Source organism: Sphingomonas sp. (assembly GCF_013816785.1).
Taxonomy (GTDB): domain Bacteria; phylum Pseudomonadota; class Alphaproteobacteria; order Sphingomonadales; family Sphingomonadaceae; genus Sphingomicrobium.
This window is the reverse complement of sequence record NZ_JACDDV010000029.1, coordinates 1-22,884: the sequence shown is the minus strand read 5'-3', so window position 1 is coordinate 22,884 and position 22,884 is coordinate 1. Positions and strand designations below refer to the sequence as shown.

Annotated in this window: 28 protein-coding genes and 3 pseudogenes; 9 read left to right on the top strand and 22 right to left on the bottom strand. The window is 65.2% G+C overall.

Annotated features, from left to right (window positions below):
- Positions 1-13 precede the first annotated feature (13 nt).
- The 6 genes from H0W65_RS07605 to H0W65_RS07580 all read right to left on the bottom strand — a co-directional run bounded on the left by H0W65_RS07605 (position 14) and on the right by H0W65_RS07580 (position 4,034).
- Positions 14-733 (bottom strand): DUF4230 domain-containing protein, encoded by a 720-nt coding sequence (locus H0W65_RS07605; protein ID WP_294006070.1) that lies wholly within the window; start codon positions 731-733, stop codon positions 14-16.
- Positions 706-1,575, bottom strand: a complete 870-nt coding sequence (locus H0W65_RS07600; protein WP_294006068.1) for an MBL fold metallo-hydrolase — start codon at positions 1,573-1,575, stop codon at positions 706-708. The genes H0W65_RS07605 and H0W65_RS07600 overlap by 28 nt, the downstream gene beginning before the upstream one ends.
- A 58-nt stretch (positions 1,576-1,633) precedes the next feature.
- Positions 1,634-2,887: a glycosyltransferase gene (locus H0W65_RS07595; RefSeq protein WP_294006066.1), complete on the bottom strand. Its 1,254-nt coding sequence runs from the start codon at positions 2,885-2,887 to the stop codon at positions 1,634-1,636.
- A gap of 238 nt (positions 2,888-3,125) precedes the next feature.
- Positions 3,126-3,461, bottom strand: a complete 336-nt coding sequence (gene grxD, locus H0W65_RS07590) for a Grx4 family monothiol glutaredoxin (protein ID WP_294006064.1) — start codon at positions 3,459-3,461, stop codon at positions 3,126-3,128.
- Positions 3,458-3,703, bottom strand: a complete 246-nt coding sequence (locus tag H0W65_RS07585) for a BolA family transcriptional regulator (protein ID WP_294006063.1) — start codon at positions 3,701-3,703, stop codon at positions 3,458-3,460. Before H0W65_RS07585 ends, grxD begins: the two co-directional genes overlap by 4 nt.
- Before the next feature lie 4 nt (positions 3,704-3,707).
- Entirely contained in the window at positions 3,708-4,034 is a 327-nt protein-coding gene (locus H0W65_RS07580; RefSeq protein WP_294006061.1) for a DUF1476 domain-containing protein, read from the bottom strand.
- 184 nt (positions 4,035-4,218) lie between these two features.
- On the opposite strand from H0W65_RS07580, the gene H0W65_RS07575 reads away from it, so the two are divergent.
- Positions 4,219-5,817 (top strand): hypothetical protein, encoded by a 1,599-nt coding sequence (locus tag H0W65_RS07575; RefSeq protein WP_294006060.1) that lies wholly within the window; start codon positions 4,219-4,221, stop codon positions 5,815-5,817.
- A gap of 7 nt (positions 5,818-5,824) precedes the next feature.
- Here the strand turns inward: H0W65_RS07575 and H0W65_RS07570 are convergent, their stop codons facing one another.
- The 7 genes from H0W65_RS07570 to H0W65_RS07540 form a co-directional block, all read right to left on the bottom strand.
- Positions 5,825-6,823 carry an NADPH:quinone oxidoreductase family protein gene (locus tag H0W65_RS07570; RefSeq protein ID WP_294006059.1) on the bottom strand — a complete coding sequence of 333 codons (999 nt, stop codon included), beginning with the start codon at positions 6,821-6,823 and terminating at the stop codon, positions 5,825-5,827.
- 129 nt (positions 6,824-6,952) lie between these two features.
- Positions 6,953-7,786 carry an N-acyl homoserine lactonase family protein gene (locus H0W65_RS07565; RefSeq protein WP_294006058.1) on the bottom strand — a complete coding sequence of 278 codons (834 nt, stop codon included), beginning with the start codon at positions 7,784-7,786 and terminating at the stop codon, positions 6,953-6,955.
- Between the two features lie 58 nt (positions 7,787-7,844).
- A complete protein-coding gene (locus H0W65_RS07560; protein ID WP_294006056.1) occupies positions 7,845-8,480 on the bottom strand; it encodes a 3-oxoacid CoA-transferase subunit B in 636 nt (211 codons plus the stop codon).
- 16 nt (positions 8,481-8,496) lie between these two features.
- A complete protein-coding gene (locus tag H0W65_RS07555) occupies positions 8,497-8,925 on the bottom strand; it encodes a hypothetical protein (protein WP_294006055.1) in 429 nt (142 codons plus the stop codon).
- Entirely contained in the window at positions 8,925-9,632 is a 708-nt protein-coding gene (locus H0W65_RS07550; protein WP_294006053.1) for a CoA transferase subunit A, read from the bottom strand. Before H0W65_RS07550 ends, H0W65_RS07555 begins: the two co-directional genes overlap by 1 nt.
- 114 nt (positions 9,633-9,746) lie before the next feature.
- On the bottom strand, positions 9,747-10,388 hold the full coding sequence (locus H0W65_RS07545) for a glutathione S-transferase N-terminal domain-containing protein (RefSeq protein WP_294006051.1): 642 nt from the start codon (positions 10,386-10,388) through the stop codon (positions 9,747-9,749).
- The gene (locus H0W65_RS07540) at positions 10,388-10,687 is read right to left on the bottom strand and encodes an SCP2 sterol-binding domain-containing protein (protein ID WP_294006049.1); all 300 of its coding nucleotides are present in this window, start codon (positions 10,685-10,687) and stop codon (positions 10,388-10,390) included. Before H0W65_RS07540 ends, H0W65_RS07545 begins: the two co-directional genes overlap by 1 nt.
- Before the next feature lie 70 nt (positions 10,688-10,757).
- Between H0W65_RS07540 and H0W65_RS07535 the strand changes: the two genes are divergently transcribed.
- A complete protein-coding gene (locus H0W65_RS07535; protein ID WP_294006047.1) occupies positions 10,758-12,185 on the top strand; it encodes an NAD-dependent succinate-semialdehyde dehydrogenase in 1,428 nt (475 codons plus the stop codon).
- A gap of 39 nt (positions 12,186-12,224) precedes the next feature.
- Here the strand turns inward: H0W65_RS07535 and H0W65_RS07530 are convergent.
- The 3 genes and pseudogenes from H0W65_RS07530 to H0W65_RS07520 form a co-directional block, all read right to left on the bottom strand.
- Positions 12,225-12,983 (bottom strand): annotated as a pseudogene (locus tag H0W65_RS07530) (M24 family metallopeptidase); the annotation flags it as partial.
- Positions 12,984-13,210: 227 nt separating this feature from the next.
- Entirely contained in the window at positions 13,211-13,360 is a 150-nt protein-coding gene (locus H0W65_RS07525) for a hypothetical protein (RefSeq protein WP_294006044.1), read from the bottom strand.
- A gap of 405 nt (positions 13,361-13,765) precedes the next feature.
- Positions 13,766-13,990: a hypothetical protein gene (locus H0W65_RS07520; protein WP_294006042.1), complete on the bottom strand. Its 225-nt coding sequence runs from the start codon at positions 13,988-13,990 to the stop codon at positions 13,766-13,768.
- 159 nt (positions 13,991-14,149) lie between these two features.
- Here H0W65_RS07520 and H0W65_RS07515 point away from each other — a divergent pair, with 159 nt between their 5' ends.
- Positions 14,150-15,802 (top strand): thiamine pyrophosphate-binding protein, encoded by a 1,653-nt coding sequence (locus H0W65_RS07515; RefSeq protein ID WP_294006040.1) that lies wholly within the window; start codon positions 14,150-14,152, stop codon positions 15,800-15,802.
- Here H0W65_RS07515 and H0W65_RS07510 read toward each other — a convergent pair.
- The 6 genes and pseudogenes from H0W65_RS07510 to thiS all read right to left on the bottom strand — a co-directional run.
- Positions 15,799-15,957 carry a hypothetical protein gene (locus H0W65_RS07510; protein WP_294006038.1) on the bottom strand — a complete coding sequence of 53 codons (159 nt, stop codon included), beginning with the start codon at positions 15,955-15,957 and terminating at the stop codon, positions 15,799-15,801. The genes H0W65_RS07515 and H0W65_RS07510 overlap by 4 nt on opposite strands.
- A 71-nt stretch (positions 15,958-16,028) precedes the next feature.
- The gene (locus H0W65_RS07505; protein ID WP_294006036.1) at positions 16,029-16,724 is read right to left on the bottom strand and encodes a protein-L-isoaspartate(D-aspartate) O-methyltransferase; all 696 of its coding nucleotides are present in this window, start codon (positions 16,722-16,724) and stop codon (positions 16,029-16,031) included.
- Between the two features lie 113 nt (positions 16,725-16,837).
- Entirely contained in the window at positions 16,838-17,008 is a 171-nt protein-coding gene (locus H0W65_RS07500; RefSeq protein WP_294006034.1) for a CsbD family protein, read from the bottom strand.
- A gap of 85 nt (positions 17,009-17,093) precedes the next feature.
- A complete protein-coding gene (locus H0W65_RS07495) occupies positions 17,094-17,873 on the bottom strand; it encodes a bifunctional sulfur carrier protein/thiazole synthase protein (RefSeq protein WP_294006082.1) in 780 nt (259 codons plus the stop codon).
- 8 nt (positions 17,874-17,881) lie between these two features.
- Entirely contained in the window at positions 17,882-18,202 is a 321-nt protein-coding gene (locus H0W65_RS07490) for a VOC family protein (RefSeq protein WP_294006033.1), read from the bottom strand.
- Between the two features lie 29 nt (positions 18,203-18,231).
- Positions 18,232-18,447, bottom strand: a pseudogene (gene thiS / locus H0W65_RS07485) (sulfur carrier protein ThiS); the annotation flags it as partial.
- Between the two features lie 51 nt (positions 18,448-18,498).
- Here thiS and aroQ point away from each other — a divergent pair.
- From aroQ to H0W65_RS07455, 6 genes and pseudogenes are all read left to right on the top strand, one after another.
- A complete protein-coding gene (aroQ, locus tag H0W65_RS07480; protein ID WP_294006031.1) occupies positions 18,499-18,939 on the top strand; it encodes a type II 3-dehydroquinate dehydratase in 441 nt (146 codons plus the stop codon).
- Between the two features lie 35 nt (positions 18,940-18,974).
- Positions 18,975-19,433: an acetyl-CoA carboxylase biotin carboxyl carrier protein gene (gene accB / locus H0W65_RS07475; RefSeq protein ID WP_294006029.1), complete on the top strand. Its 459-nt coding sequence runs from the start codon at positions 18,975-18,977 to the stop codon at positions 19,431-19,433.
- 5 nt (positions 19,434-19,438) lie between these two features.
- Positions 19,439-20,788: an acetyl-CoA carboxylase biotin carboxylase subunit gene (gene accC / locus H0W65_RS07470; protein ID WP_294006027.1), complete on the top strand. Its 1,350-nt coding sequence runs from the start codon at positions 19,439-19,441 to the stop codon at positions 20,786-20,788.
- Positions 20,789-20,898: 110 nt separating this feature from the next.
- Positions 20,899-21,177, top strand: a complete 279-nt coding sequence (locus tag H0W65_RS07465; protein WP_294006025.1) for an ACT domain-containing protein — start codon at positions 20,899-20,901, stop codon at positions 21,175-21,177.
- Positions 21,178-21,311: 134 nt separating this feature from the next.
- Entirely contained in the window at positions 21,312-22,499 is a 1,188-nt protein-coding gene (locus H0W65_RS07460; protein WP_294006023.1) for an MFS transporter, read from the top strand.
- A 42-nt stretch (positions 22,500-22,541) separates the two neighbouring features.
- Positions 22,542-22,884 (top strand): annotated as a pseudogene (locus tag H0W65_RS07455) (hypothetical protein); the annotation flags it as partial.

Below are 22,884 nucleotides of genomic sequence, written 5' to 3'. Positions count from 1 at the left end.
TTGGGTCCCTCCGTCAGCGGCGACCTGCCGCTTCACCCAGCACTTCGTTATAGCTGCGGCTATGGTCAAGGGGCACGGTCACGTCGGTCCCTTCGGTGCGGTAACGCGCGACGACTCGCGCCCTGTCGAATCCGGCGGCTTGAAGCGGCAGCGCGAAGCTGCGCTCGACCGCCTGCCGCCCCGCCTCGCGCGCCAACCGCATCGGCACCGACCCCCCGGCCTGCTTGCGCAGATCGGCGACGGCGCGGGCGCGGTTGTTGCGGTCTAGCGTCTGATTGGCGTCGGTCACCGCCGACAGCACCCCGCCTTCGCCATATTCGCGCGCCGCGGCCAAATCGACTTCGGGGCCGGCAATTTCGATTTCCGGAAGAGTGACGGTCAGCGTGCTGGCGCCGCCGTCCCACTTCACATCCTCGGGCCGCAGCTTGGCGAGATCGAGCTCGTAGCGGACGTCGCCGGGCAGGACGAGCGTGCGCTCCGAGCTGACCAGGCCTCCGAACCGCTCCTGCCGGCTGCTGACCACGGACACATAGCGCGCGACGAACGGGACAAGGCGGTTTTGCGCGCGCATCGACTGCAACGCGGAGGTGGCGACGGTTTCGGGATCGGGACCGCCGAACAGCCGCTTGCCGACGTCGAGCGCGCCGCCGACCAACAGGCCGAGCAGCAGCGCGATGATCACCGCGCCGATCGCCAGCGGCCGGCTCAGGCGGGTGGGTTGCGAATCGTCCATGTCTCTCCCTCGCCAGTCTCAACCATTCCGCGCCGCTCAAGGTCCAGCAAATGCGCGGTAACCGATCCGCCCGCCGCCGGAACCAGCCGCGGATCGAGGCCGGGATAGGCGGCGGCGACGATCTCCTCGACCCTGCGATCTCGCTCGCCGAGCAGCTTCAAGACCTGCCGCTCGCGTTGCATCCGGTGGCCGATCATGCCGCGCACCAGCTGCGCCGGCCTGGTCACCGCGGGACCGTGGGCAGGATAATAAATCCGGTCGTCGCGACGCCGCAGCGTTTCCAGGCTGGTCATATAGGCGCCCATCTCGCCGTCGGGCGGCACGACCACCGTGGTCGACCAACCCATCACATGGTCGCCGGTGAACAGCGCGTCGCCGAAGGCAAAGCATAGATGGTTCGAGGTATGCCCCGGTGTCGCCACCGCGACTAAACGCTTGCCGCCGTCAAACTCGATCGCGTCGCCGTCGGCCAGCACCCGGTCGGGCAGATAATCGCCGTCGAAACTGGCATCGGCGCGCGGGCCGACGCTGTCGAGGCTAAGCGCGGCGCAGCCGATGATCGGGGCGCCGGTCGCTTCCTTCAGCGCACGCGAGGCAGGCGAATGGTCGCGATGAGTATGGGTGCAGGCGATCGCCGCCAACCTCCGCCCGCCAAGTGCGGCGACGATCGCCGTGACATGCTCGGGCAAATCGGGGCCGGGGTCGATCACCACCAACTCTTCCTCCCCGACCAGATAGGTCTGGGTGCCGGTATAAGTGAACGGCGACGGGTTGCGCGCGAGCAGCCGGTGGACGGCGGTATCGACCGGCTCGGGATAGCCAGAGGGAGCGTCGGCGGCCATGGCCCCCTGTGGCATGCACTCGCGCGATCGGAAAGCACCCGACGCCCTCCGCGTCGCCTCACGCGCTCGCCGCGACCTCATGACGCACGCCGCGCCATACGCTGCGTCTAGCCGCGCCCAGCATGGCGCCGCGGTACACTCGGCCGAACAGCCGCGCCATGCTCTCGTCCCAGCTGAACTGGAGCGCATGGGCTCGGGCGCGCTCGCCCATCGCTGCCATGTCGCCGGCGAGCACATTCAGGATGTTGGCCGACATTGCTCCGGCACAGCCGACTTCGCCCACTCGCCCGAGGCCGTCGGGCACGCGGTCGACCATCGCGCCGGCGGCGACTCCGACCACCGGCAGCCCCGAGGCCTGGGCCTCGACGATCGAAATGCCGAACGTCTCGTCGGCCATCGCCGAGACATAGAGGTCGGCACTCGCCAGCCAGCGGGCGAGGTCGTCGCGGTTGGAGCAATAGCCGGGGGCGAACAGGCGCTCGGACTCGCGGCCGACGAAATCCTCCCGGTACGGGCCGTCGCCAAGCAATAACAGCGCCGCCCCGAGCGAGGCCGGAAGCCGGCGGAAGGCGTCGACCACCACGTCGGGCCGCTTCTCGCCGTCGAGCCGGCCGGCGAAGATCAGCAACGGCTGAGCGTCATCGAGGCCCAATTTGGCGCGCAGCCGCGGATCGCGCTTGGCCGGCGAGAATTGCCCGAGCTCGACGCCCAACGGCACGACATCCACATGGGGCAGGCCAAGCGCGCGCAGCTTGGCGGCGCCGCCATGTTCGCTCATCGCATAGACCGCGTCGAAACGCCGGTAGAGCGCACCGCAATAGCGATAGCTTAGTCGCGACGCCGCGCCGCCGATCGCGCTCCCTAGGAATTTCGAGAAAGGCCGGTCGACATAAACCGTCGGAAAGTCGGTGCAATAGGCGGCGACCAGCGCCGTCGAGGGATGGCGCTTGCGGTGCGCGATCGCCGCCCATGGTAGGTTGTAGGCGTCCTGGCATTCGATCAAATCTGGTCGATGCCGCTCGAGCAGGGCGCCGACCGCGCGGTTGCGCAGCAGCAGTCGATAGTGCGGGCTGCCCGGCACCTTGGGCGAGGCGATGGTCGCGGTGATCGCGCGCCCGTTGGCCTCGACGCGGAGGGTGTCGCGCGCACCGGGGACGATGATCAGGTGCCGATGCGGCGTGCGATCCAGGATATGGCGCCGCTTGTGCCGCAAATAGGTGCCGACCCCGCCGCCGACCTCGGACCAGCTTTGGGTGACATCCGCATAAAGATGTCCGCTGCCGGACGACGAGGCGGGATCGTGAAGGGCCATCGATCCTCAAACCCGCCGAGGCGGCTTTGGTGCCATCGGAATAGACCGGCAAAATGTCGGAATTTCTTACGATCTCACTCGTGGCGGATCGACTCCGTCAAGGCTTTATCGCGGTTTTACGACACTTTACGCAATTGGCACGTGGGTTGCACTACTAACTGCGTCCACTTGGTTCCACGCCAAATCAAAGGGGCGGCAAGCGCGGTTTCTGGTCCCGCCTGCCGCCCCTTTTTTATGTCTATGCTTCGGCGGGTCGGTCGGCGGCGGCGCCCCCGACAAGCTGTTGCAGCTCGCCGGTTTCGAACATTTCCATCATGATGTCCGACCCGCCGACGAATTCACCTTTGACGTAAAGTTGAGGGACCGTCGGCCAGTCGGAATAATCCTTGATGCCGGCGCGAATTTCCTGGTCCTGCAGCACATCGACGGTCTCATAGGGCACGCCCATATGGTCGAGGATCGACACCGCCCGGCTCGAAAAGCCGCATTGCGGGAACAGCGCGGTGCCCTTCATGAACAGCACCACCTCGTTCGCCTTGACCAGCGCGTCCAGCCGCTCTTTCACATCACTCATTCATGATCTCCCGAAGGCACTGCGGTCTCAAGCTGCAATGCGTGAAGCTCGCCCCCCATGCGCCCCCCAAGCGCCTTGTACACTAGTTGATGCTGCCGCACCCGGCTGACCCCGGCGAAACTGGGCGCGACCACCCGGGCCGCATAATGATCGCCATCGCCAGCAAGGTCGCGGATTTCCACCACCGCGTCGGGGATGGCGGCAACGATCAGCGCCTCGATCTCGCTCGCGATCATCGGCACGCGGCTATTCCTTCGCTTCCATCAACTGGCGACGGGCATCGACCGTCTTGTGGCCGAGCGCGTCGCGGATTCGCGCCTCGTCGATGTCGACGCCGGCCGCGGTCAGGTCGCCGAGCAGCTTGCGAATGACATCTTCCTCGCCGGCTTCCTCGAAGTCGGCGCGCACCACGTCCTTAGCATAGGATTCCGCCTCGGCCTCGGTCAGCCCCATCAGTCGCGCCGCCCAGGCACCGAGCAACCGGTTTCGCCGCGCCAGGATGCGGAACTGCATTTCCTCGTCATGGGCATATTTGGCCTCGAACCCGCGCTCGCGATCGTCGAAAGTGGTCATGGGGCGTCCTTGCGATTGTCTTCACTGGCCAGATAGGCGGTCGAGGCGGGCGAGGCAACGCGGCAGAACGGAGCGCGGCGAACCGGGGTCCAAAAAACTATCATATGTTAGAGAAATGCTTGGAGGGAGCGCCGATTGCAGCGGGGATCGACTTGCTTTTCGCACCGGCCAGAGGTGATCGCTTATGCCCGCACAACTTTCGTTTTCGACCTCGACCGCCGTCCTGGTGGTCGCGCTGGCGACCGCCGCCTTGGCCATCACTACCCGCATCGAAGCGCAACGGCCTGCCCCCGCGCGCGACGGCCCCGCCGACCAGGGACCGCGCCTGCCGCAGCAGGCCGGCAACATGGCCGAAGGCCGCGACGTGTTCCGCTTCGAGACGTTCGGCAACGAGGGCTTCTGGACCGACGCCGTTCGCTTGCCCGCCGGGATCGCCGCCGCCGGAGTGACCCCGCTCCAGGCGCTCGAGCTTGGGCTTCAGGTCGATGCCAACATGGTCGACGGCGCGACCAAAGCGCAATTGGCGCGCGAGCTTGCCGCCGATCCGTCGGGACGCTCGTCGCGCCTGCTCAACGATCCGGCGGTGACGATGAAGCTGGTGATGGCCGGGGCGGTGGTCGGAATGTCGCCGCGCGGTGGCAAAGTCGGCGCCTCTTGCGCCTTGTGCCACACCATGGCCGACGGATCAGTGTTCCGCGTCCCCCAGGGCGGCGCGATCGGCAGCCGGATCGACGGGCTCGCCAACCACAACCTCCAGATCGGCAAGATTTTCGCGAGCGCCGCCAATACCCGCGCGCTCTACACCGTCGCCCAGACCCAGCTTGCCGCCAACAAGGGAAAGACGCTCGGCCGCGCGCCGCGCGGGCTGACCGAGAATTCGAGCGAGGCCGAGTTCGACGCCTATTTCAGCAACCCGGCTTTCTACCCGGTCGGCATGTTCGACGACACGTTCGACGGCAACGGCAATACGATGCACAACACGCCGCTGTTCCGTCAGGATCTGGCCGCGCCCTATGGCAGCGAGGGGACGATCACCAAGCACGACGATTTCGCCAACCTCGTCTACACCACGCTGTTCGACCAGACGATGCTGACCACGCCCGGCGGCCGCGCCTTCGTTCATAAGTTGGCCGGTGCCGCCGGCGACGAGATGATCGCCGATTACGTCAAGATTCTGCGCGCGACCGGAGTCAGGGGATATCCCTACGTCGATCGGCAGGCGCGGCGCGTCGGCAACGTTGGCGAACTCGCTTCCCCGATCGGGTTCCGGGTCGACAATCGCAAGCTGCTGGCGATGAATGCCTATGTCTTCGCGCTCCAGGCGCCGCCCGGAATGGTCGGCGATCGCGCCGCGGTGGGCCGCGGCCGCGCCGCCTTCATGCAATCAAGCTGCGCCACTTGCCACAACAGCAACCAGGCGCGGCCAGTGCCAACCACCATCCATCCGATGGCGCGGATCTGGCGCGGCGACCGACCGGTGTTCCTGGCCGCGCGCACCCCGCCGCTGACCCCGGTCCTCAACACCCCGGTCGGGACGTTCGACGACAAATGGGCGGTCGTGAACGCCAGCCTGCGCGGCGAAAAGCGCGGCGTGGCCATGCCGCTGCTGCTCGATCTGGCGCGCAAGCCGGTGTTCCTCCACGACAATAGCGTCCGAAGCCTCGACATGCTGCTCGACCCGCGCCGCGGTGCACTCGCCCCGCACGCCTTCTACATCGCTCAGCCCCGCCGGCGGGCGGACATGGTCGCTTATCTGAAGTCGCTCGACACTAACTCTCGCTGATCCCGGCTCAGTCTAGGGTTACCACCAGCTTACCGATGACCGAGCGGGCGGCGAGCGCGGCGATTGCTTCGCCGCCGCGCTCGAGCGGGTAAGTGGCGCTGACTTTCGGCCCGATCTTGCCGTCGTCCCACAGACGGAACAGCGTCGCGACATGGGCGGCGTTGGCTTCTGGATCGCGCGCCGCGAAGGCGCCCCAGAAAACCCCGCAAACGTTGCAGCTTTTCAGCAAAGTCAGGTTGAGCGACAGCTTCGGGATGCCCGCCGGGAAGCCGACGACCAGGTAGCGGCCGCCCCAGGCGATAGCGCGAAGCGCTGGCTCGGCATAGTCGCCGCCGACCGGATCGTAGATCACATCGGCACCGCTGGGCCCGGCGGCCGCCTTGAATTGCTGGGCGAGCGCTTTGGAGGCGTCCTTGTCGAACGGGCCGCGCGGATAGACGATCGCCTCGTCGGCGCCAGCCTCGCGCGCAGCCTGCGCTTTATCCTCCGACGACACGGCAGCGATCACCCGCGCGCGCCTCGCCTTGCCGAGCTCGACCGCGGCGAGCCCCACCCCGCCGGCCGCGCCAAGCACGAGCAATGTCTCGCCCGCCTTGAGCCGCCCGCGGTCGTACAGCGCGTGAATCGAGGTGGCGTAGGTCAGTAGCAGCGCCGCGCCGTCGGTGAAGCTGCGGTGCGCGGGCAGCGGGATTGCCGACTTGGCCGGGATGACGATCTGTTCGGCCAGCCCGCCCCAGCCCGGCACGGCGATCAGCCGGTCGCCGATCGACCAGCCGTTGACCCCCTCGCCGACCGCCTCGACCTCGCCCGCGATCTCGCTGCCCGGCGCGAACGGGCGGGGCGGCTTGAACTGATATCTGTCCTCGATGATCAGCACGTCGGGGTAGTTGATCCCCGCCGCGCGGACCCGCACCTTCAACTCGCCGGGACCTGGATCGGGCGAGGGCAACTCGCCGATCGCGAGCGTTTCGGGGCCGCCGGGCGCCTGACTGAGGAGGGCTTTCATGGCATTGCTCCTGGCCCTCCCTCTTGATGGGGGAGGATTGGGTGGGGGGTGAGGTTGGACGACGGGCGCCGCGACGGCGGAGGCACCACCCCACCCCAACCCCTCCCCCATCAAGGGGAAGGGCAAAGTTCATTCCGCCGCCTTGGGAAACGCCGGCAGCTTGGCGATGTCGGCGGGTTCGTGCTGAATGATCACTTTGGCGCCAAGGTTTTTCGCCATGCGTTCGAACCGGTCGATCGAGGCGAGCGTATCGGCGCGGCTGGTGTTGAATGGAGGAATGCTCTTCTTCGCGCGCGCTTCGTCCGAATGGTAGAGATCGCCGGTGAGCAAGACCGGACCGCTCGCCAGCCGCACCAGCAGTGCCATGTGCCCCGGGGTATGACCGGGCATGTTCAATGCTACCACGCTACCGTCACCGAACACGTCGACGTCTTGGCCGTCCATCGTCTGAACTTTGGCCCCCGCGCCGCGCCACGGCCCGAACGGGTCCTTCTCGCCCTTGCTCAGCTCGAAGTCCTTCTTGCCAATGACCAGCTTGGCAGAGGCGAAGGCGGCGGCCTGCCCCGTGTGATCGAAATGCATGTGGCTCATTCCGATGAACTTGATGTCGGCCGGCTTGAGCGCGAGCTGGCCCAGCTGCTCGACAATCGTTTGCGCCAGCGATGCGGCGACCGGGCCGATGTCGTTCGTCTTGCCCTTCAGCGCGGCGGGAAGCCCGCTGTCCCACAGCAGGTAATCGTTCATATGACGCACCAGATAGCAGCTGTCGGTGATGCGGCGCGGCCCTGGCTTATAATCGAAGCTGTCGGAAAAGAACGCGTTGAAATCCTTAACCAAGATGGTGCCGCAATCGAGCCGGACGATCGACACCTTCGCGGCTCCGGCGGCGTGAGCCGGTGCGGCCCTGGCCGCGTGAGCCGGCGCGGCACCGATCAACGTCGCAGCGGCCAGAAGCCAAGTCATAAATTTCTTCAACTCATGTCTCCGTGTCAGAAGTCTAATATCTCAAGTCCAAAGGTGCTTATTCGGCATAATGGGCCGTGGTCCGCTCGCGCACCATCGCCGCGCCGACCCCTGGCGCCAGCTCGACCAGGCGAAACGGCGAGCGATGATCGGTCCTCTCGAACACGGCAAGGTCGGTGATGATCATGTCGACCACGTTCCGGCCGGTCAGCGGCAGTGTGCACTCGGGGATGAACTTGGCTCCGCCGTCCTTGGCATTATGCTCCATGACGACGATGATCCGCTTGACCCCGGCGACCAGGTCCATGGCGCCGCCCATGCCTTTGATCATCTTGCCAGGGATCATCCAGTTGGCGATGTCGCCACCTTCACTGACCTCCATTGCGCCGAGCACGGTCAGGTCGATATGCCCGCCGCGGATCATCGCGAAGCTGTCGGCCGAGGAGAAGTAGCTCGACGACGGCAGCTCACTTATGGTCTGCTTGCCGGCGTTGATCAGGTCGGCGTCGACCTCGTCGGGATAGGGAAACGGCCCGATCCCAAGCATGCCGTTTTCGGACTGAAGCGTGACCGTCATCCCGGCCGGAATATTGTTGGCAACCAGCGTCGGAATGCCGATGCCCAGGTTGACGTAATAGCCGTCCTTCAACTCCCGCGCGGCCCGCGCCGCCATCTGGTTACGGTCCCACGCCATTAGCGAACATTCTCCATCACAGGCTTTTCCAGATACGCGCGGTGCCGACCGCATGCACGATGCCAAAGGCGAGTACGATCAGCGACGACCATAGCAGGAAGCCGCGGGACAAATCGGCGCGGCCGAGGGCTGAGGGCATTAGCACCACCAGACCGCGCAGCAGATAGATCGCGCTGATGACTACCAGCCCCGTGCGCAGCAGAGGTAAGCGTGCAATCAGCCCCGCTCCTGAAAAAGCGTAGGCCGCCGCCAGCGCCAGCATCGCGGCGATGGCGGCGGCGATCGCCGCCGGTCGCCAGTCGCCGCGCTCAGCCAGCCGCGCCATTCCCTCGCCCGCACCGAAGAACCGATACCAAGCGGGTCCGCCGGCGATGCACGCAAGGTGGAGCGCGGCCGCCGCAAGGCTCAATCCGCCGCCGACGACAAGCAAGCCCGATCGTCCCATCAAGCGCGCTCGCGTTCCCGCACGGTCACGAACTCGATTTTCTTATCATAGGGTGCGCCCAGGATCAGACGCTTCACGTAAATGCTCGGCACATGGATCGCGTCGGGGTCGAGGCTTCCCACGGGAACGATTTCCTCGGCCTCCGCGACGCAAATCTTGCCGCAAGTCGCGGCTGGCTGGTTGAAGTTGCGGGCGGTCTTGCGGAAGATGAGGTTGCCCGCTTCGTCGGCCTTCCATCCCTTGATGATCGACAGATCGGCGCGGATGCCGCGTTCGAGGATATAGTCCTCGCCATCGAATTCCTTGACCTCCTTGCCCTCGGCCACCTGCGTGCCAACGCCGGTCTTGGTGTAGAAACCCGGAATGCCCGCGCCGCCGGCGCGCATTCGCTCGGCCAGCGTGCCCTGGGGGCAGAATTCGATCTCGACTTCGCCCGCCAGATATTGCCGCTGGAACTCCTTGTTCTCACCGACGTAGGACGAGATCATCTTCTTGATCTGACGCGTCCGCAGCAGCTTGCCGAGCCCCTCATTGTCGATCCCAGCATTGTTCGAGGCGATGGTTAGCCCGGTCACGCCAGAGGCGACGATCGCATCGATCAATCGCTCGGGGATGCCACACAGGCCGAAGCCACCCGCGGCAATGGTCATCCCGTCGAACAAAAGCCCGTCCAACGCTTCCTCGGCCGTCGCGTAAGTCTTCGCCATCCACTTGCTCCGCTGTTGAGCTTGCCCTAGGGCGCGGCGCCGCGGACGGTCAACACCGACCAACGCATTCGGCTTGGACGCAATCCAGCGCATTTCGGCTGGGCCTATGCAAAACTATTGGATAGCGAAATCGGAGTGAGGAAGTCCCTCGTTGCCGAGGGCGCGCGCCACGGCCGGACGTTCGATGGCGCGGCCGGCGAGCGCTGCCCAGCGCGGATAGCGGGTCATGTCGGCACCGATCTTGCAGCTCCAGCGGAAGAAGGTCAGCAAATAGCTGTCCGCTGCGCTGAACCGGTTTTCGACCAGCCAGCCATCGCCGCACAATCCGTCGATCTCTTCGAAATGGCGACGCACCGTCGCATTTCCGGAAACGGTCACCGTCCGCTGCGCAGCTTCATCGTCGGTGAATCGATGCGCGCGCCAGATTTGCGAGAATGCGATGTGGACCGAGCTTGCGAACCAGCCGAGCAACTCGTTGCACCGCGCGGCGGCGAAGGCGTCGCCGCGCGGCACCGACCCCTCGGCGCCAAACTGGTCGGCGATGAAATTGAGGATCGCGATATTCTCGGTGATCACACCCTGGTCGGTGGCGAGCGCCGGAACGCGCCCATGCGGGTTGATCGCCAGATATTCCGGGCGCTGATGAGCTCCCTCGGCGATCATTGCCCGGACCAGTTCAAAGTCCGCGCCCGCTTCCTCGAGCGCGACGTGCGGAACCAGCGAGCAGGCGCCCGGCGAATAGAACAGCCGCAGCATCAACCGCGCAGCTTGCCCAGAACGGCCTGCAATTGCATCGCGTTCGACATATCACCTTCGACCTTCAACTTGCCGGTCATGAAGGCGGTCATGCCGTCGAGCGTGCCGGCGGTCATCGCCTGCCAGTCGTCCCAACTCACCCTGATCGTCGTGTCGGCGGTGCCGTCGTCTTCGGTGACCTTCTGGCCAGCGCCGTCGAGCAGGATCGTGCCATCGTCGCCGAAGTCCAATTTGACGGTCTTGCCGGGCAGCCACGCTCCCGCTTCCTGCATCTTGGCGGCGAGTTCGGTCTTGGTCATGAGCGTGTCTCCTTCGCCGTTCGACTAGCCGCCAGTTGCGGGCGCATCAAGGCGCGCCTATCTGACCCCCATGAGCTATGACGCAGACCTGAAACTCTTCATCGACGGAAACTGGAAAAGCGGCGAAGGCCGCGACACCCATTGCGTCATCAATCCCGTCAGCGGCAGCGGCATCGCCGATGTGCCGTTCGCCACTCCGGCGGACCTTGAGGAAGCACTGGCCGCCGCCGATCGCGCCTGGCCCGCGTGGCGTGCGACCGATGTCGAGAAACGCGCAGCGATTCTAGCCAAGACCGGCGACCTGCTGCGCGAGCGGGCTCAGCACATCGCCGCGATCATGACGCAGGAACAGGGCAAGCCGCTGGCCGAGGCGAAGGCCGAGGTGATCGGATCGGCCTCGATGTTCAACTGGTATGCCGAGGAAATCAAGCGCGACTATGGCCGCACGCTGGTCCGCCCGACCGGCCAGCGGTCGATCGTAATCCGCCAGCCGGTCGGCCCCACCGCGACCTTCACGCCGTGGAATTTCCCGATCTATCTGCTCGCCAAGAAGATCGCCGCCGCCTTGGCCGCGGGCTGTCCGGTGATCAGCCGCCCGCCGCAGGAGACCCCGGGCTGCACCGGCGAATTGTTCCGCGCGCTGGCCGACGCCGGGATTCCCAACGGGGTCGCGCAGCTTGTCCATGGCGAGGCCGATCTGGTGTCGACCACGCTGATCGCCTCGCCGACCATCCGCAAGGTCAGCTTCACCGGATCGGTCCCGGTCGGCAAACATCTGATGAAGCTCGCCGCCGACCATATGAAGCGCGTCACGCTGGAGCTCGGCGGTCACGCCCCAGTGCTGATCTTCGACGATTGCGACCTTGAAAAGACGCTCGACATGGTCGTTCCGCAGAAATTCCGCAATGCGGGGCAAGTGTGCGTCTCGCCGACGCGCTTTTATGTCCAGGAGGGGATTTACGACGCCTTCCTTAAGGGCTTTGCCAAGCGCACCGCCAGGGTGAAGGTTGGCGACGGCCTGGCCGCCGACACCAGCATGGGCCCGCTCGCCAACGCCCGCCGCCCCGACACGATCGAGGCGCTGGTCAACGATGCCGAGGCGAAGGGCGCGCGCGTGCTGGCCGGCGGTCATCGCGGAAAATCGGGCTATTTCTTCGAACCGACGCTGCTGGGCGACGTGCCGAACAATGCCGACATCATGAACCAAGAGCCGTTCGGACCGGTCGCGGTCACCGCCAAATTCTCGACCTTCGACGAAGCGATCGAACAGGCCAATCGCCTGCCGTTTGGCCTTGCGGCGTTCGCCTTCACCGAAAACGGCCGCCGCGCCAACCTGCTCGGCGACGCGATCGAAGCGGGCATGGTCGGCATCAACAGTTTCGCCATCTCGATGGCCGACGCCCCGTTCGGCGGGGTCAAGGACTCGGGCTTTGGCTCCGAGGGCGGCAAGGAAGGGCTCGAGACCTACCAGGTGGTCAAGGCGATTCACCAGGCTTAGGTGACACCGGCCGGGCTCGCGGCTCCTCCGCTTGCCAGATTACCCCATCGTCGCTGCGACGGCGACCGGCCCATATTCGCCGCCACCGTTGGCCATGGCCCATTGCCGTAAATGCGGGACATCGTCGTCCAGCCAGGCCGCGCGGCCGCCCTGGATTACCAAAATCTCCTCCCACTTCGCGCCGACTCCGTTCTTGCCGGCGTGCGGTTCGACCAGCCAGAGGCCGTCGTGCGGGGCGTGGTCGGATTGCGCGGAAGTGTTCCACGTCGGCGCGTGGCGACCCAGGCCAGTCTGCGCCAATTTCCCCTTGAGGATGAACCAGCCGAGCGAGAGGGCATCGAACCCCTTGAAGCGCCAGTCGAACGGAAAGTTTGGAAGTCTGAGCGCGCGGTGGCCAAGCACCTCACCGGGATGCTTGCCGTGAACCGGCTCGTACCCCATCGCCGCGATCCGTGCATTTACGCGGTCCGCGATCACCTTGAACCGATCCCCCGCATTGACGGCGTCGAGCACCGACCGCCTGAATTCGGCGAGGTCGAGCATCATCGCCCTGTGCGCCGCATTGTGCCCGACGGCGAATGAGAAGCTGGTATCGACCATATAGCCGTCGAAGATCGGCGAGGCGTCTAGGATCACCGGCTCGCCAACCTTCAGCGCGCGGGACTTGGGATAGAAGTGACCGATGCCCCAGTCGCCGGGAAGAGCGGTCCGCTCGCCGAACAGCACGACCGGCAAGTGGAAGAAGCTCCGGACCCCGGCCGTGCGATAGGCCTTGACCAGACGGCGGGCGACCTCTTTCTCATTCCCGCCTCGAGCCGCCGTGCCTCATCGATCAGGATCGAAAAGGACAGACGCTGCAACTCGCGAAAGCGGTCGAGTTCGGTCGGGCTAAAGCGCGTCGCCTTGAACCACATCACGCCCACATCCCTATGGTCGAGTCGTGCCCGCTGCAAGCGAGCCGCAGCTGCCATGAAAAAGGGTGCCCGGCCACGCGACCGAACACCCCCTTCATTGGCTGGCCTTTGTTAGCCGCAGCAGCCCATGGCGGCCTTGCAGCAGGCGGCTAAGGCCGAGCAGCACGACTCCACGGCCTTTGAAACGCCTTCCGGGCCGGCCGCAAAAGCGCCCGTACCGGTCATGAGCAGCATCGCTGCCAGGGCATAATATTTCTTCATGTCATATCTCCAATTCGAATGATCGATTAAGCGAAAGCCGATCAATTTCGAGGAGGAGGCGGTTCCGGCCCGACCGTGCTGGAGGCCGCTAATGGTTTCGGTTCGGCCGATAAGGCCAAGGCCGGGGAATCGGGTGTGGCCGCGACCATCGGTTGCGGCAAGACCGTGAAGCACGACGGTGCGCACGACAGGGCGCAGTCATGAAAAGAAACGCTTCGATCGCAGTCCGAATCGCCGCACGAGTCGCTGGCTGCCTGGGGCGCGACGCACGCCATGGCCGCGCCCGACGCGCCGACGCCATAAAGCGCCAACAGCGCGGCGATCATTACTGCGAAAAGGCGGCGGGGAAAGCCCATCAATCTCCTTGTCATCCAATTCGACCGAACCGGCAAGAAGGTTACGCGCTTACCATAAGGGGCGGGTCGGCCGGTAACGCGCCCGCACCACGTCGCCCTTGATCAGCTTCGCCTTGAGGGTCTTGCGAACGCGCTCGGCGCCGTCGCTGCTCATGCAGACGAGGCGAATTCCGCCGGATGGCAGCTTTTCGATCGCCGACACGCCGACGTCATGGGACTTGCAATGGTCGATCGCGGCGGTTTCGCTCATCGACAGGTTGAGAACACGGCTCATAGGCAAACTCCCGGGGGAAAAGCGAGAGCGCGAAGTCTCTCAGTCACAGGAAGCTTGGGTCGAAAATCGAGTGATGAACGAAGCGTAGCACGCCCACCGCAAAAAGTCCCCCGCCATCTGCCCCTCCCCATTTTGCGTGTGACCCGCTAGAGCGCCGCCATGACCCTACGCACCGGTGGCCAGATCCTCGTCGACCAGCTGAAACTTCAGGGGTGCGACCGCATCTTCACCGTGCCGGGCGAAAGCTTCCTCGCGGTGCTCGACGCACTGCACGACGCGCCGGAAATCGACACGGTGGTCTGCCGCCAGGAGGGCGGGGTCGCCTATATGGCCGACGCCGACGGCAAGATGACCGGGCGGCCGGGCGTGGCCTTCGTCACCCGCGGGCCGGGCGCGACCAACGCGTCCGCCGGAGTCCATGTGGCGTTTCAGGATTCGACTCCGATGATCCTGTTCGTTGGCGACATCGACCGCGCCGACCGCGACCGCGAGGGGTTTCAGGAAATCGATTTTCCGGCCTTCTTCGGACCGATCGCCAAATGGGCGGCGCGGATCGACGACGCCAAGCGCATTCCTGAATATGTCGCGCGCGCCTATCGCGTGGCGACCGCCGGGCGTCCCGGGCCGGTCGTGCTGGCCTTGCCCGAAGACATGCTGCGGGACGAGGTCGAGACCGCCGACCGCCCGGCGATCGCGCCGATTGCCCAACCGCCCTGCGCCGGGGCGATGGGCGCGCTGTTCGACGTGTTGAAGGAAGCGACCAACCCGGTGGCGATCATCGGCGGCGCCGATTGGGGGCCGGCGGCGGCGCATCATTTCGCCACCTTCGCCGTGCGCTACGGCATCCCGACCGCCGCCGCCTTCCGCCGCCAGGACGCGATCGCCAACAGCTGCAGCGTCTATGCCGGGCAATTGGGCTACGGCCCCAACCCGCGCCTCCAGCAGCGCATCCGCGAGGCCGATGTGCTGCTGGTCGTCGGCGCGCGATTGGGCGAGTCGACCACCGATGGCTACAAGCTCATCACCCCCGACCATCCCGACCAGTTGCTGATCCACGTCCACCCCGACCCCAACGAGCTCGGCCGGGTATTCAAGGCCGACCTGCCGATTTGCGCCGACATGGGCGAGTTCGCCGAAATGGCCGCCGACTGGCATGACCCCGACCTGCTGCCGTTCAAGGCTGGCGAGGAAGCGCACCGCGAGTGGCTCGAATGGTCAGAGCCCAAGCCACGCGACGGCGTCCGCCTCGACCTCGGCCCGTGCGTCAAGGCGATGCGCGACGCGCTGCCCGCCAACAGCATCATCTGCAACGGCGCGGGCAATTTCTCGGGCTGGTGGCACCGCTACTGGCATTATGGCGCGGCGCCGACCCAGCTCGCTCCGACCAGCGGCACGATGGGCTACGGCCTGCCCGCCGCGGTCGCCGCCGCGCTAAGGTTCAAAGACAGACCGGTGGTGTGCATCGCCGGCGACGGCGATTTCCTGATGAACGGGCAGGAACTCGCCACCGCGGCCCAAGCCGGCGCTGACATCCTTGTGATCTTGGTCGATAATGGCGCCTACGGCACCATTCGCATGCATCAGGAACGCGACTATCCGGGGCGGGTCAGCGCCACCAAGCTAGCCAACCCCGATTTCGTCAAGCTGGCCGAGGCCTATGGCGGCTGGGCGGTCCGGGTCGACGATACCGCCGGCTTTGCCCCCGCGCTCGATCAGGCGATGCAGCGCCGCGGCATCCGCCTGCTCCATTGCCTCACCGACGTCGAAGTGATCAGCAATCAGACGACGATCGAGAAGCTGCGCGCGGGCTAGATTCGCGCCAAGCGGCGGGCTTTGAGGATATTGTCCTGCTTCCCTGTGTTCGACCAATTTCGGGCAATCTCGGCATCGTGCTCATCGAATCGCAGCACGACGGTGTCTTTCGCGGCGAAGAGCTCTTCGAATACCTTTACGGTCTTACTGGTCATGAGGGATCTCCATCGAGTGAGGCGTTAAAAACACCTTACACCAATTTCATCTAATTAATTCTTTTTATTGATTAATCTGGCCCATTTTGGGCAAGACTTGCACCGGCTTCGCTGCCTTCATCCGAAAAACCCTGCGCGCCGATCAGGGGCACGAACCGAACCACGCACAAATCCTCGCGGTCGATCGTTCCGTCGTGGTTCTTGGTGAGCTTGACCAGCGACTGGGACCACAACTGGCTGCCGACCGGCATGACCAGCCGGCCGCCGGGGTTCAGCTGGTCGAGCAATGCCGGCGGCACGTGGCGGCCGCTCGCCGCCGCGACGATCGCGTCGAACGGGGCTTCGGCGGGGAAGCCGCGCGTGCCGTCGCCTTCGACGATCCGCACATTATCGTAGCCGAGCCGTGAAATCCGGTCCCTCGCCAGTTCGGCGAGCTCGTGATGGCGTTCGATGGCGATCACCTTTCCGGCGATCTGGCCGATCACCGCGGCGGCGTAGCCTGAGCCGGCGCCCACTTCGAGCACCTTGTCGCCGGCCCCGATTCCAGCGGCATCGATGGTCAGTGCGACGATATAGGGCTGACTGATGGTCTGCCCGGCTTCGATCGGCAGCGGGCGGTCCTCGTACGCATGTTCGGCCAGCGGTGGCGCGACGAACTCTTCGCGCGGTACCGTCCGCATCGCCGCCAGCAGGAGCGGGTTATTGAGGCCGCGAGCTGCGACATCGCGCGCGACCATCCGCTCGCGCAAGGCAGCGAAATCCGTCATGCGTTGCTCAACCGTCCGCCGGTGGGCGCGTTCCGACGGTGGCGGTGGCCGACAAGGAAAAGGCCGCTCCCTTCTCAGGAAGCGGCCCAGTCGCTTAGGTCGGATAGGTCAGATCAAATGTCGTTGCCCATGGCGCCTTCGACTTCGCCCTTGTCTTCCTGCATCTCGCCTTTGGTTTCCTGATCTTTGCCTTCGGCGCGAGTCTCGGGGTTGCCCGATTCCTGCTTCACTTTGCCGACAACTTCGTTGGTCTCGCCTTTGACCTTTTCGGTGAATTCACCCATTTTCCGTCTCCTCAATGTGACGTTTGATCAACGAGGTTTGCACGGCGAAGTTGCTCGGTTTGGCGCAGGCGGACTCGACTCGTCGCTAGATCAATCCGGCGAGCGGGCTCGATGGATCGGCGTAGCGGCGCTTCTGCATCCGGCCCGCGAGATAGGCGAGGCGGCCGCTTTCGACCGCGAGGCGCATCGCCCGCGCCATCATCAGCGGGTCCTTGGCCTCGGCGATGGCGGTGTTCATCAGCACCCCGTCGCAGCCCAGCTCCATCGCCACCGCGGCGTCGCTCGCCGTACCGACCCCGGCGTCGACCAGCACCGGCACGCTCGCGCCTTCGACGATCAGGCGGATGGTGACGCTGTTCTGCAGGCCGAGGCCCGACCCGATCGGCGCGCCCAAGGGCATGATCGCCACCGCTCCGGCCTCCTCAAGCTGCTTCGCGGCGATCGGATCATCGACACAATAGACCATCGGCAGGAAGCCCTCGCCCGCCAGGACTTCGGTCGCGCGCAGCGTCTCGCGCATATTGGGATAGAGGGTGCGCGCCTCGCCCAGCACCTCCAGCTTTACCAGGTCCCACCCCCCGGCCTCGCGCGCCAGGCGCAGCGTGCGGATCGCGTCCTCGGCGGTGAAACAGCCGGCGGTGTTAGGCAGATAAGTTATTTTTTTCGGGTCGATGAAGTCCATCAGCATCGGCTGTTTGGGATCGAAGATGTTGACCCGCCGCACCGCGACGGTGACGATCTGAGCCCCCGACGCCTCTACCGCCGCCGCGTTCTGTTCGAAATCCTTATATTTGCCGGTGCCGACGATCAGCCGCGAAGTGAAGGTCCGGCCGGCGACGGTCCAGGTGTCGTTTTCCAAACCCAGTTCCTGCGCTAGCGGTGTGCAAGGATGTTGGCGATCGACCCGCTGGGATCGCGAACGAAAAACCGGCGGACGCCCCACGGTTCATCGGTGAGTGGATACACAATAATACAGCCGTTGGCCACGGCGCGCTGGTGACAAGCGTCCAGATCAGTCACTTCGACCGAATAGCTAGGCCTCAGTCCAGAGGGATCAACCGTCAGAACGCTAATCTGTGTGATCGGACTGTGCGGTGATACAAATGTTGTGATGAAATCGAGCGTCATCGCCGAATCCAGGCCGAGCACTTCGGTGAAGAATGGCCGACTGCCCGGCAAGTCTTCGACGTACAAATTGGGAACGACACGCCGAACACTCATTAGCCGCCACCCACGAAATGGACGATCTCATAATCGTCTCCATCCTCGACCATCAGCGTGTTGAAGGTCGAACGGGGGACGATCTCGAGGTTGCGTTCAACCGCGACACGCAGCGGGTCGAGACCGATCTCGGCGATCAGCTGGGCCAGGCTGGTGCCGGCGGGCAAGCGGCGATGCTCGCCATTGATGACCACGCCACTGGTGCCGTCGAGACTCATGAACACGCTTCCGCTTCACGGATGGGACTTCGGCCCATATAGGGTCTCGCCATGGCGACGCCACCTTTGATCTATGTTTTGAACGGCCCGAACCTCAACCTGCTCGGATCACGCGAGCCCGAGATTTATGGAGCCGAGACCCTCGACGACATTGCCGCGCAGCTGCACGAACTGGCCGAAAAGCTGGGCGTCACAATCGACATGCGCCAGTCGAACCATGAGGGTCATTTGATCGACTGGCTGCACGAAGCGCAGGACAAGGGCGCCAAGGCGGTAATTCTCAACCCCGGCGGCTACAGCCACACCTCGGTCGCGCTCCATGACGCGGTGAAGGCCATCCGGACCCCGGTCATCGAGGTTCATCTGAGCGACCCCGAAACCCGCGAATCCTTCCGCCACATCGACCTCGTCGCGCTCGCGGCCACCCACTTGATCAAGGGCCAAGGCGCTCGCGGATACTCACTGGCACTGGACGCGGCGGCGCGGCTCTGACAGGGAGCGCGGCACCGTATGACAAGGAAATGACGATGGCCGATCCGACCGAGGGGGAGCATCAAATGCGGGTCGATGGCGCCCTGTTGCGCGAGCTCGCGGAGCTATTGGCCGCCAATGACCTGACCGAAATCGAGGTCGAAGACGGCGATCGCAAGATCAAGGTTCGCCGCGAGGCCGGGCGGGTCATGGCTTATGCTCCAGCGCCCGCCCCCCCCGCCGCACCGCTTGCCACCCAGCCGGCACCCGCCGCGGCGCCTGTCGATGCGATCAAGTCCCCGATGGTCGGCACCGTCTTCCTCTCTCCCGAACCAGGCGCCAAGCCGTTCATCGCGCCCGGCCAGGCGGTCAAGGCGGGCGACACGTTGATGATCATCGAGGCGATGAAGGTGATGAATTCGATCCTCGCGCCCAAGGCTGGCACGGTTCGCCAGGTCCTGGTCGGCGACGCTCAGCCGGTCGAGTTCGATCAGCCGCTCGCCGTCGTCGAGTAATCGTCATGCCGATCTCCAAGCTCCTTATCGCCAACCGCGGCGAGATTGCGCTGCGTATCCATCGCGCTTGCCATGAAATGGGGATCAAGACCGTCGCCGTTCACTCGACCGCCGACACCGATGCGATGCACGTCCGGCTCGCCGACGAAGCGGTGTGCATCGGGCCGCCGTCGGCCAAGGACAGCTACCTCAACATCGCCAACATTATTTCGGCGGCCGAGATCACTCACGCCGACGCGGTTCATCCCGGCTACGGCTTCCTCTCCGAAAACGCGCAATTCGCCGAGATCGTCGAGAGCCATAACCTCATTTGGGTCGGTCCCAAGCCCGAACATATCCGCATCATGGGCGACAAGGTCGAGGCCAAGCGCACCGCCGCCAGGCTCGGTCTGCCGCTCGTCCCCGGATCGCCCGGGCCGATCGCCAATTTCGCCGAAGCTAAGGCGGTCGCCGACGAGATCGGCTATCCGGTACTGATCAAGGCCGTCAGCGGCGGCGGCGGGCGCGGCATGAAGGTGGTCGAAAGCGAGGATCTGCTCGAAAGCTTGATGCAGCAGGCGTCGTCGGAAGCCAACGCCGCGTTCGGCGACCCGACGGTCTACATGGAAAAATACCTCGGCGACCCACGCCACATCGAGTTTCAGGTGTTCGGCGACGGCGAGGGGCAGGCGATCCACCTCGGCGAGCGCGACTGCTCGATCCAGCGCCGCCACCAGAAGGTCATCGAGGAAGCCCCCTCGCCGGTCATCTCGGTCGAGCAGCGTGCGCACATGGGCGGGGTAGTCGCCAAGGCGATGGCCGACATGGGTTATCGCGGCGCGGGCACGATCGAATTCCTGTACGAGGACGGCGAGTTCTACTTCATCGAAATGAACACCCGCCTTCAGGTCGAACATCCGGTGACCGAGATGATTTCGGGGATCGACTTGGTCCGTGAGCAGATCCGCATCGCCCAGGGCGACGGCCTGTCCTGCACCCAGGACCAGATCGTCCTCCACGGCCATGCGATCGAATGCCGCATCAATGCCGAAGACCCGCGCACCTTCGCCCCGTCGCCGGGCCTCGTGAAGAATTACGTAGCGCCGGGCGGGATGCATGTCCGGGTCGATAGCGGGCTCTACGCCGGTTACCGGGTGCCGCCCTATTACGACAGCATGATCGGCAAGCTGATCGTCTATGGCTCGACCCGTGAGCGCTGCATCATGAGGTTAAAGCGAGCGCTCGAGGAATTCGTCGTCGAGGGGATGAAGACCACCATCCCGCTCCACCGCGAAATCATCCGCGATGAGGCTTTTCTGAGCGGCGACTACACCATCAAATGGCTCGAACGCTGGCTCGACGAAAATCCGGCGTGAAAGCGACAGGGACGGAGAGCGAGCAGCGTCTTGACGTGCTCGTCGCCACGATATCCCCAAGATTGTTCGAAGAGCGCTACGCCTTCGACCGCGTTGATCCAACCGCCCCAATGCCCCCCGGTACCTTCGCTTGGATCATGGAGGATGAAGGCCCAACAGCGGTTCGCCCAAGTGACCACGGGGAGTGGGCACGGCTGACGCTGGAGGTGCAGTCAAGCCTATTCGCGGTTGGTTTGACCGGCGTTTTCGCAATGGCGCTGGCGCATCAGGGCATCAGCGCCAATGTCATCGCAGGCGCATTACACGACCATATTTTCGTCCCGTGGGGGCGGCGCCAAGAAGCGCTCGCCGCATTGGTCGCCTTGTCGGCAGAGGGAGCGGCGGCATGAAGGAAGTGCGACATCCCGCGCATCCACTATACTTTAGGGCTGCGGCCTCTTAGCCTCGGCGGGCGCTTCGTCCTGTGGGGCAGTGATTTGGGGGGATCATGGCGACATCCGTTCGGCGCCCAAAGACGGGCGCGATGCTGGTGGGGATGCTCGCCGCGATGGTGCTGCTCAACTATGTCGATCGCGGCGCGATCGGTATTGCCGCGCCCCTGATGAAGCAGGAGTTGGCGCTGTCGGCGACCCAGTTCGGCCTCGCCGTTTCCGCCTTCTTCTGGATCTATGCGCCGGTCCAGTTCATCGTCGGCTGGCTGTGCGACCGGTTTTGCGTCTATCGCCTGCTCGCCTTCGGGCTGGCGCTGTGGGCGGTGAGCACGACGCTGACCGCCTTCGCCGGCGGGTTGGCTGGCCTGATCATGCTTCGCGTCCTCCTCGGTCTCGGCGAAAGCGTAGCCTTTCCCGGAAGCTCGAAGATCATCGCCCGCGAAGTCGCCAACGAGCATCGCGGCACGGCCAACGCGCTGATCGCCGCCGCGCTCGCCTTCGGTCCGGCCTTCGGCACGCTGGCGGGCGGGATGATCCTCGGCTTGTACGGTTGGCGCGCGGTATTCCTGATTTTCGGCCTGCTGACCTTTTTGTGGCTGCTGCCTTGGTGGCGCATCTCGCGGCCATACCGTCAGAACGGGGCAGCGGCCCGTCAGACCCCCTATCCTATAGCCAGGATTTTCCGCACGCCGGCCCTGTGGCTGTCGAGTGCGGCGCATTTCTGCTCGAATTACGCCTTCTACTTCCTGCTCGCCTGGTTGCCGCTCTACCTCGTCAAGTCGCGCGGATTCAGCATCGGCGATATGACCCTGTTGGCCACCGCGACCTACGCCGGGCAGGGGGTTTCGGCGCTTGTCGCCGGCCGCCTGTCGGATGGCTGGGTGCGCCGCGGCCGCGACGAGGGGCAGGTTCGGCGCTGGCTAATGATCGTCTCGCAGGCGATGACCGCGCTGTGTATCGTCGGCGCGGCGCTGGCGCCGAGCAACGGCGCGTTGGCCGCTTGGCTGTTATTGTCTGGAATCGGCGGCGGAATTGCAGCGACCAATATTTTCGCGATCGGACAGATGTTCGCCGGGCCGCGCGCGGCGGGAAGTTGGATCGGAATGCAAAATGCACTCGGCAATATCTCGGGCATCGTCGGGCCGGTGATTACGGGCGTGATCATCGATTCGACCGGCTCCTATTTCGCGGCGTTCGCTCTGACCGCCGGGGTGGCCGCGTTGGGCGCCCTGATCTGGCTGTTCGCGATTCCGCCGATACGCTCAGTCCTCGCCGACTAGCGGGCAACCGGAAACAGCCCTGCCGCGTTTCATCGGGGAACCATGCCTGCCTATCGCGCCACGCCCGCCCCGCGCGACCGCGCCACCGCCATTGCCGCGGTGATCGCCGTGCACGCCGCAATGGCTGCCATCCTGCTCGCCAGAACCCATCCTGGCGTTGCACTTACGCCCGACCCGCCGACGGTGCTGGTCGACATTCAACCGCCTCCGCCTCCTCCGCCGCCGACTCCACCGCCCGAGCCCAAGCGTGATCGCCCCCGCGACGAGGAGGGCGCGGCGGGGAAGAAGGCCGAACCGACCGAGATCGTCGCCCCACCGGCCCGCCTACCGGCGATATCGCCCGTCGCAGCCGCGCCTATCGCCGGTACGGGCGCGGCTCCCACCG